Source organism: Hydrogenoanaerobacterium saccharovorans, from assembly GCF_016901815.1.
GTDB lineage: Bacteria > Bacillota > Clostridia > Oscillospirales > Ruminococcaceae > Avimicrobium > Avimicrobium caecorum.
Window position 1 is genome coordinate 1 of record NZ_JACSNR010000014.1, and the last position, 16,908, is coordinate 16,908.

At 47.6% G+C, this 16,908-nt stretch carries 14 protein-coding genes; 12 read left to right on the forward strand and 2 right to left on the reverse strand.

Annotation, left to right across the window (positions count from 1 at the left end; translation table 11 throughout):
- The 9 genes from H9X81_RS11210 to H9X81_RS11250 all read left to right on the forward strand — a co-directional run.
- Positions 1-210 (forward strand): hypothetical protein (locus tag H9X81_RS11210; RefSeq protein WP_204722081.1); only part of this gene is annotated, 210 nt, incomplete at its 5' end.
- A gap of 321 nt (positions 211-531) precedes the next feature.
- A complete protein-coding gene (locus H9X81_RS11215; protein WP_204722083.1) occupies positions 532-2,037 on the forward strand; it encodes a type I restriction-modification system subunit M in 1,506 nt (501 codons plus the stop codon).
- Positions 2,027-3,175, forward strand: a complete 1,149-nt coding sequence (locus tag H9X81_RS11220; RefSeq protein WP_243424163.1) for a restriction endonuclease subunit S — start codon at positions 2,027-2,029, stop codon at positions 3,173-3,175. The genes H9X81_RS11215 and H9X81_RS11220 overlap by 11 nt, the downstream gene beginning before the upstream one ends.
- 47 nt (positions 3,176-3,222) lie before the next feature.
- A complete protein-coding gene (locus H9X81_RS11225; protein WP_204722085.1) occupies positions 3,223-4,011 on the forward strand; it encodes a hypothetical protein in 789 nt (262 codons plus the stop codon).
- A gap of 90 nt (positions 4,012-4,101) precedes the next feature.
- A complete protein-coding gene (locus H9X81_RS11230) occupies positions 4,102-7,185 on the forward strand; it encodes a type I restriction endonuclease subunit R (RefSeq protein WP_204722087.1) in 3,084 nt (1,027 codons plus the stop codon).
- A 305-nt stretch (positions 7,186-7,490) separates the two neighbouring features.
- The gene (locus H9X81_RS11235; protein ID WP_204722089.1) at positions 7,491-7,706 is read left to right on the forward strand and encodes a helix-turn-helix domain-containing protein; all 216 of its coding nucleotides are present in this window, start codon (positions 7,491-7,493) and stop codon (positions 7,704-7,706) included.
- Entirely contained in the window at positions 7,703-8,083 is a 381-nt protein-coding gene (locus tag H9X81_RS11240) for a helix-turn-helix domain-containing protein (RefSeq protein WP_345941550.1), read from the forward strand. The genes H9X81_RS11235 and H9X81_RS11240 overlap by 4 nt, the downstream gene beginning before the upstream one ends.
- A 499-nt stretch (positions 8,084-8,582) precedes the next feature.
- Positions 8,583-8,888, forward strand: coding sequence for a hypothetical protein (locus H9X81_RS11245; RefSeq protein WP_204722093.1), 306 nt, complete (start codon positions 8,583-8,585; stop codon positions 8,886-8,888).
- Between the two features lie 46 nt (positions 8,889-8,934).
- Complete coding sequence (locus H9X81_RS11250; protein ID WP_204722095.1) at positions 8,935-10,089, forward strand: tyrosine-type recombinase/integrase; 1,155 nt, start codon at positions 8,935-8,937, stop codon at positions 10,087-10,089.
- Between the two features lie 46 nt (positions 10,090-10,135).
- Here the strand turns inward: H9X81_RS11250 and H9X81_RS11255 are convergent, their stop codons facing one another.
- Complete coding sequence (locus H9X81_RS11255; RefSeq protein WP_191410138.1) at positions 10,136-10,330, reverse strand: hypothetical protein; 195 nt, start codon at positions 10,328-10,330, stop codon at positions 10,136-10,138.
- 140 nt (positions 10,331-10,470) lie between these two features.
- On the opposite strand from H9X81_RS11255, the gene H9X81_RS11260 reads away from it, so the two are divergent.
- Both H9X81_RS11260 and H9X81_RS11265 read left to right on the forward strand, forming a co-directional pair.
- Entirely contained in the window at positions 10,471-10,776 is a 306-nt protein-coding gene (locus H9X81_RS11260; RefSeq protein ID WP_243424165.1) for an SLOG family protein, read from the forward strand.
- Between the two features lie 518 nt (positions 10,777-11,294).
- Positions 11,295-12,935, forward strand: a complete 1,641-nt coding sequence (locus H9X81_RS11265; RefSeq protein ID WP_204722097.1) for a peptide ABC transporter substrate-binding protein — start codon at positions 11,295-11,297, stop codon at positions 12,933-12,935.
- A 400-nt stretch (positions 12,936-13,335) separates the two neighbouring features.
- Here H9X81_RS11265 and H9X81_RS11270 read toward each other — a convergent pair whose 3' ends face one another.
- Positions 13,336-13,920 (reverse strand): TetR/AcrR family transcriptional regulator, encoded by a 585-nt coding sequence (locus H9X81_RS11270; protein WP_204722099.1) that lies wholly within the window; start codon positions 13,918-13,920, stop codon positions 13,336-13,338.
- A 139-nt stretch (positions 13,921-14,059) separates the two neighbouring features.
- Here H9X81_RS11270 and H9X81_RS11275 point away from each other — a divergent pair, with 139 nt between their 5' ends.
- Positions 14,060-15,988, forward strand: coding sequence for an NAD(P)/FAD-dependent oxidoreductase (locus H9X81_RS11275; RefSeq protein ID WP_204722101.1), 1,929 nt, complete (start codon positions 14,060-14,062; stop codon positions 15,986-15,988).
- The last annotated feature ends 920 nt before the right edge of the window (positions 15,989-16,908 follow it).

Below are 16,908 nucleotides of genomic sequence, written 5' to 3' on the forward strand. Positions count from 1 at the left end.
GTTATGATGGCAGAACAAGAAAACTATGAAGGAAGAAGTAACGGCTTATCGCAAGCAGCAAAAGGAATGGGGATTTCTGATCGTTTCAGGTTATTTCCGCTTGTGGGTCGGGGAGTGGGTCTGGACTCAGAACCGCCCACATTTGGATACAAAGAATCCCCGCAAACAAACCGTTTACGGGGACTTTCTGGAGCTAGTGACGCGACTTGAACGCGCGACCTGCTGATTACGAAGTGTATCAAGAAGCGCAAAGCGTCTATTTCCAACCGCTTTGCGCCCTTTTTTCTCGAAAACAAATTCCGCTTAAACCTTTTTGCTCCGTATCCTCCACCGGCTCCTTTCCCCGTATGGGTCAGGGTGTGGGTCAGACCAGATAGCTAGGTGGCGCAGATTTTACGGGGCAGAAAACAAAGAAAGGCGGGTACCCTGCATAATGCCTAAATAACGGACTTTGAAGCGAGGTGTTTCTGTGGTATACTAAAGCCATCAGATCGTTTTTACTGGAAAAGGTAAGAAAAGAGGAGAAGTTTGATGGCCGAGGCAAATACCAGCAACATTGGCTTTGAAAAACAAATTTGGGATGCAGCCTGTGTCCTTCGCGGCAACATTGACGCATCGGAATACAAGTCCGTTGTTCTTGGGCTCATATTCTTAAAATACATATCGGATCGCTTTGAAGCAAAGTATCAAGAACTAGTTGCTGAGGGAGACGGTTTCGAAGAAGACAAGGATGAATACACGGCGGAGAATATCTTCTTTGTGCCGGAAAACGCAAGATGGAGCGTCATATCCGCTGCTGCTCACAAGCCTGAGATCGGCACGGCCATTGACGAGGCCATGCGGAGCATTGAGAAGGAAAACAAGCGCCTCAAAGACATCCTCCCCAAGAACTTTGCCCGCCCTGAATTGGATAAGCGGCGTCTTGGTGAAGTCGTTGATCTTTTTACCAATATCCAGATGATTGAGCATGGGAACAGCAAAGATATCCTTGGCCGCGCATATGAATATTGTCTTTCCAAGTTTGCAGAACAGGAAGGTAAACTCGCTGGAGAATTTTACACCCCTTCTTGTGTAGTCCGCACCCTTGTCGAAGTATTGCAGCCTTATCATGGGCGGGTCTACGATCCTTGTTGTGGGAGTGGCGGCATGTTTGTACAGTCAGCGAAATTTATTGAAAGCCACGGCGGAAATGTAGATAAAAGTATTTCTGTGTACGGGCAAGACTCCAATCCAACCACATGGAAAATGGCGCAGATGAACCTCGCTATTCGTGGTATCTCGGCTGATCTCGGAAAGTTCAATGCTGACACATTCTTCAATGACTGTCACCCGCAGCTCAAGGCAGATTTCATTATGGCGAATCCGCCCTTCAACCTTTCCGGCTGGGGACAAGATAAGCTGCTGGATGATGTGCGCTGGCAATACGGAACGCCTCCGGCCAACAACGCCAACTTTGCTTGGTTGCAGCACATGATTTGGCATCTCGCACCGAATGGGCGAATTGGCATGGTGCTTGCGAACGGCTCGCTGTCCTCTCAGTCTGGCGGTGAAGGCGAGATCCGCAAGAACATCATCAACGCCGACCTTGTGGACTGCATTGTCGCTATGCCGTCCCAGCTCTTCTACACAACACAGATTCCGGTGTCGCTCTGGTTCCTTGCCAAGAACAAAAAGCAAAAGGGCAAGACGCTGTTCATCGACGCAAGAAAGCTCGGCACGATGGTCACGCGAAAGCTGCGTGAGCTGACCGATGCAGACATCCAGAGGATCGCGGACACATACAACGCATTTGTTGACGGCACGCTTGAAGATGAAAAAGGCTTCTGTGCAGTTGTGACCACGCAGGATATTGCCAAGCAAGATTATATCCTCACGCCGGGGCGCTATGTTGGCATCGAGGAACAGGAAGATGACGGCGAACCGTTTGAAGAAAAGATGAGCCGCTTGACCTCTGAGCTTTCCGAGCTGTTTGCAAAATCTCACGAGCTTGAGGCCGAGATCAGAGAGAGACTGGGGGCGATTGGATATGAAATCTAAGCTTGCCGCGCTTTGCACATATATGAAAGGCAAGGTGGCCGTTGACACACTCGACGAATACACCTACATTTCCACTGAGAATATGATACCCAACAAAGGCGGAATTGAACGCGCGTCCTCTCTCCCTTCTACGCAGTACACGCAAGCATTCGATTTAGGGGATGTCTTAGTCTCAAACATCCGACCTTATTTCAAAAAAATATGGATGGCGGAATATAGTGGTGGCTGTTCAAATGATGTGTTGGTTTTCAGAGCAAGCAAAGGATGCGACCCGACATTTTTGTATTATGTACTGGCGAATAATTCTTTCTTCGACTATGCAACAGCAACTTCAAAAGGGACAAAAATGCCGAGAGGTGATAAAACTGCGATCATGCAATATGAAGTCCCTGCCTTTGATATTGCTACGCAGCAGCGCATCGGAAGGCTTCTGAAAGGTATAGATACACGGATTGTCACAAATAAGAAGATAAACGATAATTTAGAGCAGCAAGTTCAGGCTTATTTCCAAGAGTTGTTCGTTGATAACGCTGATCCTGCATGGACTTTGGGAACCATTAGCGATCTCGGCACTGTCGTCGGCGGCAGTACACCTTCAAAATCCAAGCCAGAATACTACACCGAGGACGGCATCGCATGGATAACTCCGAAAGACCTATCTATCAATAAAGCCAAGTTTATTTCTCATGGCGAAAATGACATTACAGAACTCGGCTTAAAGAATAGCAGTGCCTCTATCATGCCGGAAGGAACTGTTCTGTTTTCATCTCGTGCGCCGATAGGCTACATCGCGATTGCTTCCGGTGAGGTGACAACCAATCAGGGTTTTAAGTCTGTTGTTCCAAAACCAGAGATAGGAACTGCTTATGTGTATTGCTTCCTAAAGCACAATCTTCCGGTTATTGAAGGCATGGCATCCGGCTCTACTTTCAAGGAAGTGTCAGGGAGTACCATGAAAAATGTTCCTGCGGTAATTCCAGACACCGAAACACTGACTTGTTTTAATGATTTCTGCGCTCCTATCTTCGCTCATCAGAGAATACTGGAAGAGCAGAATCAATCATTAGCAGCTTTAAGGGACAGCCTACTTCCAAAACTTATGTCCGGCGAGATTGATGTCTCCGCTATCCAGCTCTAAGCCGCTAAATTATCGTTTATCGTATTCAGAAGAAGGTATAAAATAAAATGGATATTTTTGATAACGAAATAGAGATAATTGAACACTTTCAGAATATTGATACTTCTTCTGTTCTACTTTTGCCATCTACACCCGAATGTGAAGAGCTATTTATGTCAATTTGGGACAAGGACAAATGGAAGACATGGAGAAATAGCTCTGGGAAATCCGATCCTCCACCGGACTTTTTTAGTGACGCGCTTGGTTTTATGATGGATGTAATGAGAGTCGATGATCACGAGTTCAAAAACAAAAAAGGGAAAGTTGTCAATCCGACTCGACAGAGGGAAACAAAAGTTACACAAGAATTACGCGACGCTGGCGTTTTTGAATTGTTCCCCAATGCCAAACCATTTCTTGTAGTTGACACTGGATTGCCAACACATGAAGACCACAACTACAACTTTTATAAAAAGAATTTTGCTCGTGTAGTAGGAACGCATAAAAAGAAAATTTCTAACTACAAAGCTAATCATCCGATTCTGAGAACTGTATTTTTTGTCTTTGATGAATCTTCACAGTATATGGAAGTCAAAGAGAAAAGTCCTTCCTTGACTGTTGGCACATTAGTCCCAGCCATGCCGCATCTATGGTTTTTGGACGAGGAATTTGTTAAAGAATTTCGTGGATCAGAAATTGACTACATAGTATGGTTCACACCATATAAGCATTGTCAAGCGCATGATCAGCAAGGAAATCGCCTAAAATTGCCAGAAGCAGTGATAATAAATACAAGTGAAAACTTTCCAAAAACTATAAAATATGATAATGATTTGATGGAAAGTGCAGAAGTGTAAGGACTAATATCGTACTCTAAATAAGCAGATATGGGAATGACGATAAATAATCACGAAGTAGAATCATAAATTGTTAAAGGAGCATCGGCAATGGCAGGATATTACACAGAATCAAATTATGAGAACGCTGTTCTCCAATTACTTAATGAAGGGCTTGGCTACACCTATGTCTACGGACCGGATGTGGAGCGTGATTATCACTCTCCGCTCTACGAGGATGTCCTGTTGCCCGCTTTACAGCGCATCAATAAGGGCTTGCCTCAGGATGCTATCAACGAGGCCATCTACAAACTCAAGAACTTTGAGTCCGGCTCGCTGTTGCAAAAGAACATGACCTTTACCGACTATCTGCAAAACGGCATCTCTGTAAAATACTTTGTAAATGGCGAGGAACGCTCCACCCTCGTCTACCTTGTTGATTTCAAAAATCCTGCCAATAACGACTTTACCGTTGCCAACCAGTGGACTTTCATCGAAAATTCCGAAAAACGCCCGGATGTCATTCTCTTCATCAATGGTCTGCCCCTTGTCGTAGTGGAGCTGAAATCTCCCTCCCGCGAAGAGACAGATGCTTCCGACGCATATCGCCAGCTCCGCAATTATATGTACGAGATCCCCTCCATGTTTATTTACAATGAGGTCTGCGTCATGAGCGATATGACCACCTCAAAGGCCGGAACCATCACCTCCGGTGAAGACCGCTTCATGGAGTGGAAAACAACGGACGGCAGCTACGAGAACACACAGTACGCGGCCTTTGACACCTTCTTTGAGGGACTGTTTGAGAAGAACCGATTCCTCGACATCCTGAAGAACTTTATCTGCTTCAATGTGGACGGCGAGAAAACATTCAAAGTGCTTGCCGCCTACCATCAGTATTTTGCCGTCAAGAAGGCGATTGCTTCCACTCAAAAGGCAACCGTCACAGATGGCAAAGGCGGTGTGTTCTGGCACACGCAGGGCAGCGGGAAATCGTTGTCTATGGTGTTCTATGCCCACTATCTGCAAGAGGCATTGGAAAGCCCAACAATCGTTGTGATCACAGACCGAAACGACTTGGATGACCAGCTCTACGGCCAGTTTGCCCGCTGCAAGGATTTCTTACGACAAACGCCGCAGCACGCTCAAAGCCGAACCCACCTGAAAGAGCTACTTGCAAACCGTCAGGCAAACGGTATCATCTTCACAACCATGCAGAAGTTTGAGGAAAGCGGTGAGCCTCTTTCTGAGCGTCGGAATATCATCGTCATGGCGGATGAGGCGCACCGCAGTCAATACGGATTAACAGAGAAAGTTGTAGTGCGCCAGAAGGAAGACGGCGAGGTTGAGGCCAAGACCATCATCGGTACTGCCCGCATCATCCGTGATACGCTCCCGAACGCTACATACATTGGCTTTACTGGCACACCTATCTCTTCTAAAGACCGCAGCACCCGTGAGGTGTTCGGTGATTATATCGACATCTATGATATGACCCAAGCCGTTGAGGATGGAGCGACCAGACCGGTTTACTATGAAAGCCGCGTCATCCATCTCAAGCTTGATGAAAAGACGCTGCATCTTATTGACGATGAGTATGACCTGATGGCAGAGAATGCCGATCCTTATGTTATCGAAAAGAGCAAAAAAGAACTTGGCCAGATGGAGGCAATTTTGGGGGCCGACCAGACGATCCGTTCTCTGGTAGACGATATTCTCGACCATTATGAAAACTATCGCGCCAATATTCTGACCGGAAAGGCGATGATTGTTGCCTACTCCCGCCCCATCGCCATGAAGATATACAAGCGGATTTTGGAACTGCGTCCTGCTTGGACGGAAAAGGTCGCAGTTGTCATGACGCAGGGCAACAACGACCCCGAAGAGTGGCGTGAAGTGATCGGCAATAAGGCTCACAAAGAAGATATGGCGAGAAAGTTCAAAGACAACGACTCGCCGCTTAAAATCGCTATCGTTGTGGATATGTGGTTGACCGGCTTTGATGTTCCTTCCCTCGCCACAATGTATGTCTATAAGCCGATGGCCGGTCACAACCTCATGCAGGCTATCGCTCGCGTCAACCGCGTTTTCAAGGATAAGGAAGGCGGCTTGGTTGTTGGCTATGTGGGCATCGCTGCTGCGCTGAAACAGGCTATGAATGACTATACGGCGCGGGACAAGAAGAACTACGGTGACACGGATGTCAGCAAGGCTGCATATCCGAAATTCCTTGAGAAACTGTCCGTGTGCCGCGACCTATTCTACGGTTATAACTACGATAAGTTCATGACTGGAACTGACCTTGATAAGGCGAAGGCGATTACCGGAGGTGTAAACTACATCCTTGGCAAGAGCGTAGCAGAGCAAGACCTTCCCGACAAGGAGAAGACGCAAAACATCTACATCAAGGAGGCGTTGCTTCTCAAACAGGCACTTTCGCTGTGCGGTAGCTTGGTAGATGAAAAGACACGCTTTGAAGCAGCATTCTTTGAATCTGTCCGAACGATGATTGTCCGGCTTCTGTCCGGCGGTACGGGTAAGAAGTTTACGCTGCCGGAAGTAAACGAGCGGATCAATGAGCTGTTGAAACACAGTATCAAGAGCGAGGGCGTAATCAATCTCTTCTCGGATGTGAAGGCGGAGTTTTCTCTGTTCGATCCGAAGTTCCTTGAAGAGATTGCCAACATGAAGGAGAAAAACCTTGCCGTTGAACTCTTGAAAAAGCTGATTGCCGAACAGGTATCGGTTTACCGGCGAACCAATATTGTCAAATCGGAGAAGTTTTCTGAGCTTATTCAGGGTGCAATGAACCGATACCTGAATGGGATGCTGACCAATGAGGAAGTTATTCAGGAGCTTTTGAAGCTTGCCAAAGAAATTGCTGATGCAAATGCCGAGGGCGAAAAGCTGGGATTGACCGCCGACGAGCTTGCATTCTACGATGCTCTGACCAAACCCCAAGCCATCAAAGACTTCTACGAACATGACGAACTGATTGCAATTACAAAAGAGCTGACCGATCTGCTCCGTAAGAATCGGACAATAGACTGGCAGAAGAAAGAAAGCGCCAGAGCTGGTATGCGCCGGTTGGTCAAGCGCCTTCTCAAAAAACACAAGTATCCGCCAGAGGGCATGGATGACGCAGTTCAGACCGTGATGAGCCAATGCGAAATGTGGACGGATAATGTTTTTTAAATGAGAGAAAACCAAGGCAACAGGTAAATAATATTTCAGGGGGAGAAGGTAAACTTCTCCTCTTTTGCTATGCAATAGTGTACAGCGGAAACAATCAAGGATCAAAAAGTTTGGTGCAACACCCCTCTGAAACTGGATAAGTAGTAGAGGGGTATTTTGGACAGTTAAAAAGTGAATGCACGGACTAATTTTTAAATTTTTTGTAAATTATTATTTCAAAAGGTGCTCAACCCCCTTCTGAACTCGGCTTAATAGTAGAGGGTATTTTTCTTTGCCCTCCAAAACCGAAAACAAGGAGGCACCAAATGAAACCATCCAGCTACAAAACCTATGACGACCTGCCGCTCTTCCTGAATGCGGAACAGGTTGCAGCGGTACTTGGTATCGCCCCGTCCAGTGCCTATGAGCTGATGCACCAGCCCGACTTTCCAACCCTGCGGATCGGCAAGCGCATCGTCGTCCCGAAGGAGAAGTTCATCCAGTGGGTAGAGAGAAATACAAAGAAAGGAGAATGCCAGTGAGATCCTACGACCACGCAAAACGCGACCCCATCAAAAACTATTTCCCGCTGCCCAATGAGATCTTTGTGCTGGGACTAAATGCAGGAGAGATCGCGGTGTATGCCTATCTCCTTTTCTGCGAGGACCGGGTAACCTTCCAGTGCTGGCCCAGCTGTCGATCCATCGGCAGAGCGACGGGAATGAGCGTCAACACGGTGCGAAAGTATATCCGCAGCCTGGAAGCGAAGGGCCTCATCACAACTGAGCCTACTACAATCACAGATCGGCATGGTCGAAAGCGAAACGGCAATCTTCTCTTCACAATCCGACCCATCACAGAGGCGATGGAGCAGTACTACGAGGAACAGCTGCGTAGTCAGCCAAAGCGCCCCGCTTGACCGCCTGTACGCCCTTGTGTGCCCGCTCTGCAACCAGAGTCAGGAACTACCCCTTCCCAGTGATACAGCGGCTTTTTGGCCGGTTTGTGCCGGGCGTTAGGCGTCCGGTGATTTCCAGTTGCTTTGGGCCAATTTGTGCCGGTCGAAAATGAAGCAGGATAAAGCGGTGACATCACCGCAGCCCACACCGGCCCGCAGTGCGGACCAGAAATGGCGGTTTGATGCGGTTTGTGAGACTTTAGTTTTCGAAAATGGCGGGGGTCAGATATGGCATCATGGAGTCCATGCGGGCGTCAGATGTGACATCACAGTCAGCAGTGATGCCGGTTTGAAGCCATTTTTGCAGGGGTCAAGGGTGGCGTCCACAGGCTTTTTGCCGATTTTGAGCCGGTTCCGAAAATGAATACACAAATGATAATAATCTGATAACTCTGCCCCTGTGGTCTGGATATTCTCCTGCCTTGCTGGTATGTTGTGTGGTTGACAGGAGGTGACAATCATGCACGACTATATGCGGGCGCTGCAGCAGAGATTTTTCAGGAAGCCACAGTGTGAGGATAATCGCCAAACGGTAGAAGAAACCTGCAGGGAGTTCTTCACACGAATGGGTGATGAGGACAAACGCAAATTGCTCCTGATCGTGGACTCCATGGATGCCATCCGGGACGAAGTTTCTCTGGCAAGCTTCATAGCAGGCTTCAAGCTGGCCTGGGGAATCAGCCGGGAGCTGGAAACAGATGGCCTCTACTCCTTCGATGAGGAAGAGATGACACAGCCTTGGAGAAAGCCGCAAATGGACGTTTAGAACTCTCAAAATCTGCGCCGCATAAACAAAGAAAGGAGGTTTTTGAATGGCGAAGAAACGAGCCAACGGAGAAGGCAGTATCCGCAAGCGTTCAGACGGTCGCTGGGAAGGCCGGTACACAGCCGGTTACGATTCGGAGACCGGAAAGCGGATCACTAAAAATGTATTGGGCAAAACCCAGGCAGAGGTAAAGGAGAAGCTGGCCAAGGCCATCGAGGAAAGCAAGAAACTGGACATTGTCCGGTCAGACGAATACACCGTCGGAGAATGGCTTCGGCTGTGGTATGAACTCTATGCCAAGCCCAACATCCGCCCTACAACCGCAGACAGTTATCACCGTGGTATAGAATTACATGTCATTCCCCGAATCGGAGAAATCAAACTGAAGAAGCTTACCAGCCGGGACATACAGAAACTCTACAAGGATCTCCAGGAGAACGGAAGGCTTCGTAAATCCCAAAAGAGCAAGAAGCCGGGGCTTAGCAACAGTACAGTTCGGGGTATCCACATGATGCTCCACAATGCCCTGGATCGTGCGGTCAAGGAGCGGTTGATCCTGCGAAACCCCACTGAAGACTGCATCATTCCCAAGATCCAGAAGCAGGAGATGAAGATCCTCCACCCCGAAGATATGAAAGCTTACCTGGAGGCAGCAGACAAAAGAGGAGTCCTGCCTATGTTCTATCTGGAGCTGGTGACGGGTATTCGTAAGGGAGAGCTGACCGCTCTGCTCTGGTCTGACCTGGACGAAGAAAAGCGCACCATCTCGGTGAGTAAACAGGCGGTGGGAGACCGGAACCGGAATGTCACCATCAGCCGACCTAAGACGGAGAACTCGGTGCGGAAAATCTCGATTCCTCAGTCGGCGATAGAGTTGCTGCGGCAGGAGCATGAAAAGCACCCGGACAATCCCTGGATGTTCCCTTCGCCAAAGACGGGAGAGATGTATCACCCGGATTCCATCGCCAAACTCCACGAGAAAATCCTGAGGGACACGGGGCTGGAACATATCCGCTTCCATGATCTCCGGCACACCTTCGCTACCATGGCGCTGCAAAACGGTGTGGATGTAAAGACGGTCTCCTCTATGCTGGGACATTACGATGCTGGCTTCACTCTGCGTACCTACACCCACGCCACTCGGCAGATGCAGGAACAGGCAGCGGAGAAGATGGGAAACTTTATGGAACGAGTGGTGTAAAGAAAAAGCACCAGAGAGAAAACCCTCTCTGGTGCTTTTATGACTTTCAATCTTCAGAAGAATCAGGCGCTGGCATTTCAATCTCGCCGTTCTGATTTTCGAATTCTCGGATGCATTGCCGAATTAGATAGAGAATCTGACCATTGGCAGAACGGCCTTCATATTTGGCGATATAGCGAAGTTTATAGTGAAGTTCCGGGTCAACTTCAATCCCCAGATGTTTGTTATTTTTATTTCGCATAACTTTCCTCAAAAACCTTAATTTAAGTATATATTAAGATTATTTTGAGATATAATGGGTACAGTATACTTGATTTAAGTATACTAAATCTAGTTATGGAAGTTGTTGCTATGAAAGTTGCAGTAATAGGGTCAAGAAGCTTGACAGTTCGGAACCTGGAAGAGTATCTGCCCCAGGGTGTGACTGAGATCGTATCCGGCGGGGCAAAGGGGATTGACACCTGTGCCAGAGAGTATGCACACCAGGCAGGACTGAAGCTGACCGAATTCCTGCCGGACTATCAGCGGTATGGTCGCAGCGCACCGCTGCGGCGGAATCTGGAAATCATCTGCTATGCGGATCAGGTGATCGCCTTCTGGGATGGGCAATCCCACGGCACCCGATTTGTCATTGAGGAGTGCAGCAAGCAGGGAAAGAAAGTAACCATTTATCGTCAACGGTCATAGAATTACAAACTAAAATCCCCGGAGAGCTGGTTTTGTCTGCTCTCCGGGGATTTCTGATTGTTTCGGGCTATTTTCGCCTGCGGAACAGAAAGCGTGCCAGAATTAAGCTTTTGCAAAACATTCTGCCTGTAAAAACAATGGATACCAGGATTAAGAGGGCGAGAGGGTGTATATAGCTTGTTTGTACTTTTTATCGGCACAGTAAACGATATTCATAAAAATAGAATAAATACACATTTTACTGAGCGTTGCTTTATAGCGGAACAGAATAAACGCACGTATTCACAAGTTAAAATTCCTCGTAAATTTCCTTGTTTTACTTGACAATGCGTTTCTGCTGAATTATAATCAGTTCAATACTTTGCCTTGCTGAAGCGATGTATTATTATTAGTTATAAGCGTATATAGTAAAGGGAGGTGGAGCCATGTCATATTCAAATCAAAGATTTTCACGACGATCCCTATTTTCTTGATGCGGAAGGATTATTTTCAGAAGCCAATACTTGAGGAGAGTTTGTATGAAAAAATTAGTGTCACTGGTTCTGGTTGCAGCATTAACTATGGGGGTGCTTTCGGGATGTTCCACAGCGGGAGAGTCATCAGGTGCTGCGGGAGAAAACCCGACTGAACAGGAAGTTACAGTAGCCATTACTTCTACGATAGATAAACTGGATCCTCTCTTCATGAGTACTACCCAGATGGGGGTCGTTTTCTCCAATATGGGTGCAACTTTCTATGGGACAGACGCTTATGGAAAGTTGGTTCCTGATCTTGGCGAAAGCGTAGAAAAGTCAGAAGATGGACTGACCTACACATTTAAAATCAAAGATGGTTTGGTCTGGTCTGATGGTGTGCCGCTCACTGCGGAGCATTTTGTTTATGGCATCAAACGGGCGATTGGCTATGGGCCGGATAATGCCTATTCCAAACGGAATCTGACGAATTTTATTAAGGGTGCACAAGAGGCTGCAAATGCCCAGTTGGATGCAGCAGATATGGACAATGTTGGCGTGGTTGCACTGGATGACACAACATTTCAAATTACATTAGCCAGCCCATGTCCGTTTTTTGAGCGTGTGCTCACTGAAAAAACAACAGCTCCTGTGCGTCCGGATTTTGCGCCGGAGCATGAGAGCACATGGTCTGTAAACAGCGGATATCCCTCTTGCGGGCCGATGATTCTTGAATCGGTTGTTCCGGAAGCGGAGGCAGTCCTGGTAAAAAACGAAAAATACTGGAATGCGGAGGCAGTCACGCTGGACAAAGCCACTTTTGTAGTGATGCCGGATTCCAACGCCCAGCTCAATGCCTTCCGGACGGGGGATATTGACATAGCGCTGAATGTACCGACAGAAGCTGCGGGCAATGCGGAGTTTACCGATTGTCTTGCTAAACCGCTGAAATATGTATCAAGTTATTTTCTTTTGGTAAACAGCGGACCGAAAAACACTGTGCCAGCGCTGAAGGATGCCAATGTTCGAAAGGCACTGGCCATGTCAATCGACAAGGAGACAATGCTGAGAATCCTTGGAGCAAATGGCTATAATATTCAATTGGACGGATTTATTCCCTATGGATTTGAGGATGCGGATGGCAGCGATTTCCGGGATGCGGTCAGCTACTATCAATATGATCTCGAAGGGGCTAAAAAACTGATGGAAGCGGCTGGATTCAATGAAAACAACCGGTTGTCCTTTGAGTATTTCTATTCAGAAGGAGGCTCCCATGAGGATATAGCGGTGCTGCTGAAGGAGATGTGGAGCCAGATTTATGTGGATCTGGAACTTACTTCTGTGGAGCAGGGTGTTTATTATGATTATGTGGACAATGGTGAATTTACAGTTTGCCGGTATTCAAACAACGACAGCACAGATCCGCTCAACTACTTTTCCATTTTTACCAGCACATCGCAGATCGAAGGCTGCCAGTCGGTAAATGACCCTGTATATGATCAGATGGTTGCAGAAGCCTACACGATCACCGATACTGCGGAATATATGGCCAAACTCCATGAGATCGAGGATTATTTTGTTGGAGAGAAGCAATATGTAATTCCGCTGATGACCCAGACACCGGTAATATTGGCCAAGGAGAATTTGGACGGCCTGTGGTTTACAGTCATAGGGACCGCCATTGTTACAGAGGTCACGGTATCATAGAGATATTTTACATGCTGGTCTGTTTCGCGTTTTTGCAAATATGGCAGGCATCAGACGATGAACATAAAGTACAAGAGAAGCCGTCCTGAAGGAAGATTGTTTTGTGGAAGATATTTGATGCAGAAGGATCTGTATTTTGTCATGCTTCATTACCTGCCGGTGCAAAAGAAAGGCACAGAGGTGAATCCTCTGTGCCTTTCTTCGTTAAAATCTAAATAATGGATATTTTTTAGTTGATTTTCTGTTTTAACCAGCTTATATCCGGATATTTCTGAGGGATTGGAAAACCAGTTTTCAGTTCTGAGGATTATCCCGGTCAAGCAGGATCAAGGCCTCGTTACGGGCAACTGTATTTCCCCAATTCACAGCCTGTTTCACAGAAAGCCTTATTTGATAAATTTTATTTGAATCGGTTTCGGAGGCTGGGAAGGATTCCTTCTTCAGCAGTCAGACGGATAATTTCCTCCATCTCCTGCCTGGAAGTCTCAGGACTTTCCAGATGCCACCACCGGATGGAAGTAAGAATATTGGAGGCGATAATCCGCGAAAAGTACCGGGACAGTTTCTGTTGCCGAACGGCGTTCGGGAAAATCTGAGTGATCTCTTTCAGCAGTGCCTCACTGTAGCAGGTCAGCATCTGATCGAATAGATTGACAGGCAGAACACGCTGGTAAAGCAGCGTCAGTTCTTTCTGATGCTGCGAAAAATATTCCAGCATAAAATTGAAAGCGCCAGCCTTCGGTTTGGATTCCCGGATAAAGGCAGTTTCCATATTCCGGCTGAACTCCTCCAGAAGATCCTGGACAATGGCATCAGCCAGTGCGTATTTATCCTCATAATTTCGATAGAAGGTGGAACGGTTGATCTGACACCGATCAATGATCATGGATACAGTGATGGCACGGAACTCATACTGTTCCAGCAGAGACAGGAATTCTCTGCGGATATTGGAACGCGTTTTGATTACCCGCAGGTCCTCACTCATAACACATCACCTCCTGCGACAATTTTACGGGAACTGTTGCATAAGCAACGCAGGAACAGCAGCTGTTGCTTGTACAGAATTTGTCATTATTATATCATGATTTCAGAAAAATCAAAAGTTCTGAAAGGAGATTGTAAACATGACCAATCCTTATTATCCTCATCTGTTTGCCAAGGGAAAAATCGGATCGGTGACTCTCAAGAACCGGATTGTCCGCAATTCCATGGGAACTTATCTGGGAAATCCGGACGGCACTGTTACTGACCGTCAGATCAAGGCCTATGCGGAAGCTGCGGAAGGTGGAGCCGGACTGATTTTTATGGATAACTGTGTCCCGGTACCGATGACTTCCTGCGGTCTGCGGGCAGACAAGGACGAGTTTATTGCCGGACTGACTTTGCTGGCTGAGGCCATCAAGATGCATGGGGCTGTTCCGGGTATGCAGATTGCCCATCCTGGCCGGGATGCTTCGTTTGTAGGAAGTGAAGATGTAATCGGTGCGTCTCCCATTACTTATGAACCCTGGTATCAGATGGGAGCCCGTTTGCCCCGGGCTCTCACTATTGAGGAGATCCATGATCTGGTGAGCCGATTTGGCGATGCGGCACTCCGCTGCAAGAAGGCTGGTTTTGAGATTGTTGAAATTCATGGCGCGGCGGGATGTATTCCCACCAATTTTCTCTCTCCCCATGACAATAAACGGACCGATATGTATGGTGGCTCGCTGGAAAACCGGATGCGTTTGCTGCTGGAGATTGTCCGGGAGATCCACAAAAAATGCGGTCCGGATTTCCCGGTAGGTGTCAAGCTCAGTACAGAGGACTGGGAACCGGAGGGCATTCGAATTGAAGAGACCATTGAAGTAGCCAAGGCCCTGGAGCGGGAAGGAGTATCCCATCTGAATATGATGGGAGGCACTCATGCCACCGCAGCCCGGGAATTCCTGCTGCCCAATGCCTTCAACGCAGTTCATACCCGTATGATCAAGGAAGCAGTGCACATTCCGGTCTTTATTGGACACAATATCTTTACGCCTGAAGAGGCTGAAGCAATGCTGGCTGAAGGCAATGGTGACTTTGTAGCCCTGGGCCGTTCCCAGCTGGCAGACCCCGCCTGGGCCAGAAAAGCCCGGTGCGGAAAGGCAGGAGATATCAAACCATGCATCAACTGCATGATCGGCTGTATCGATAAAGGAATGCTGGGGCATACTCCCATTCACTGTACTGTAAATCCCACTCTTTACAAATATGAGTGTGAACCGATCACAGAAGCGGCTGAAAAGAAGCGTGTAGCAATTGTGGGAGCAGGCCCTGCCGGATGTGAGGCGGCTCTGACTGCTTCCAAGCGTGGACATCAGGTAACTCTGTTTGAAAAACGGGGCTTTGGCGGCGCAATGGTTGAGGCAAGCCGCCCGGACAACAAAGCCAACATCCGTCGGTTAATCCGGTATTATGAAGAACATATTCTGGCAGATCCGAATATCACCCTTGTAAAGGAAAATGCCGATTTCGATACACTGGCACATGGCGGATTTGATGCTGTCATTCTGGCCAATGGCGGCAAAACCCGCCGGCTCCAGGTGCCGGGTGGTGACAGTGAGCAGGTTCTCTATGCCAGTGACTATCTGCTGGGCAACCGGAAGGCAGAAGGCACCCGGGCTGTGGTCATCGGCGGCGGGATTACCGGCGCGGAAACAGCTCTGGAACTGCTCCGGGAAGGCAAGGAGGTCACCATCGTGGAGATGGCAGACGCATTCCTGGCATCTCCTGGTTCCGCAAGCCAGGCATACGGAATTGAGATTGCTCAGTCGCCGATCCAGATTCTCACCGGGAAGCGTCTGATTGAGGTACAGCCTGGACAGATCCGATTGACTGACCGGTGGGGCAATGAATCTGTTCTGGAGGCAGACTGTGTGGTAGTAGCGGCTGGTTATCTGCCTCAGAATGAACTGGCTGATCGTTTGGAAAAGGAAACGAATCTGGAAGTATTCCATGTTGGGGACAGTAAGAAGGTACGTCAGATTTATGATGCGATTCACGAGGGATTTGCCGCAGCCCGTCAGATCTGAGATATACTGTACTGTATATAGAAACCAGTTCTGACCCGGAGAAAATAACCTAAAGGGGTAATGTGTAATCCGGGACTCCATGCAAATCTGATCAAAGGTCTGTTGCTTACAAACAAGCGATGGGCCTTTTCCTTTGACCGGAGATAACATAGAGCCATTATAATAAAATGTGCAGAGATCAACTAAAGATCAGGAAATCCCAAGTGATGGAAACTTCTTAGACGAACCGATAAGAAGAAATAAAAATCCCCGGAGAACAGACAAAACCTGCTCTCCGGGGATTTCTGATCGTTTCGGGTACTTTCCGCTTGTGGGTCAGGGTGTGAGTCAGGACCCAGCATCAACCATGCCAGGATACAAAGAATCCCCGCAAACAAACCGTTTACGGGGATTTTTTGGAGCTAGTGACGCGACTTGAACGCGCGACCTGCTGATTACGAAGGGTAGCCAAGCCCTTCATGCACCGCTAAATAGGCATCTTTAGCACTTTCCCCTCCCCTTCCGCGTCCTCTTTGGCGATCCTTGTCCCACTAGTTCCATAGGGACATTTCCCCGTATGGGTCAAGGTGTGGGTCAGAGAAGTCCCTGATAAACAGGTGCTTTTACAAAATCTTTCACCGATATAAAGGGGAGGTATCAAGTTAAGATGCGCAGAATCTGCGCCGCATTAAACAAAGAATACAATCCTTGAAGTCATTAACCGCCATCTATGATGTTACCTAATTTTATTGCTTCATTTTGAGCTTACATATTCCAATGATTCCTTGAAGAAATCTCTGTTTGTGTTATACTAAAAACTAGGAAATAATGTCAGTGGTTGATGAAATAAGCCCAAAAGTTAGACTTTGTAAATCACGATAATTTGAAAGGAGGAGCGGCAATGAATACAATTTTACCCAAGCATCAGATGAGCGAGGAAG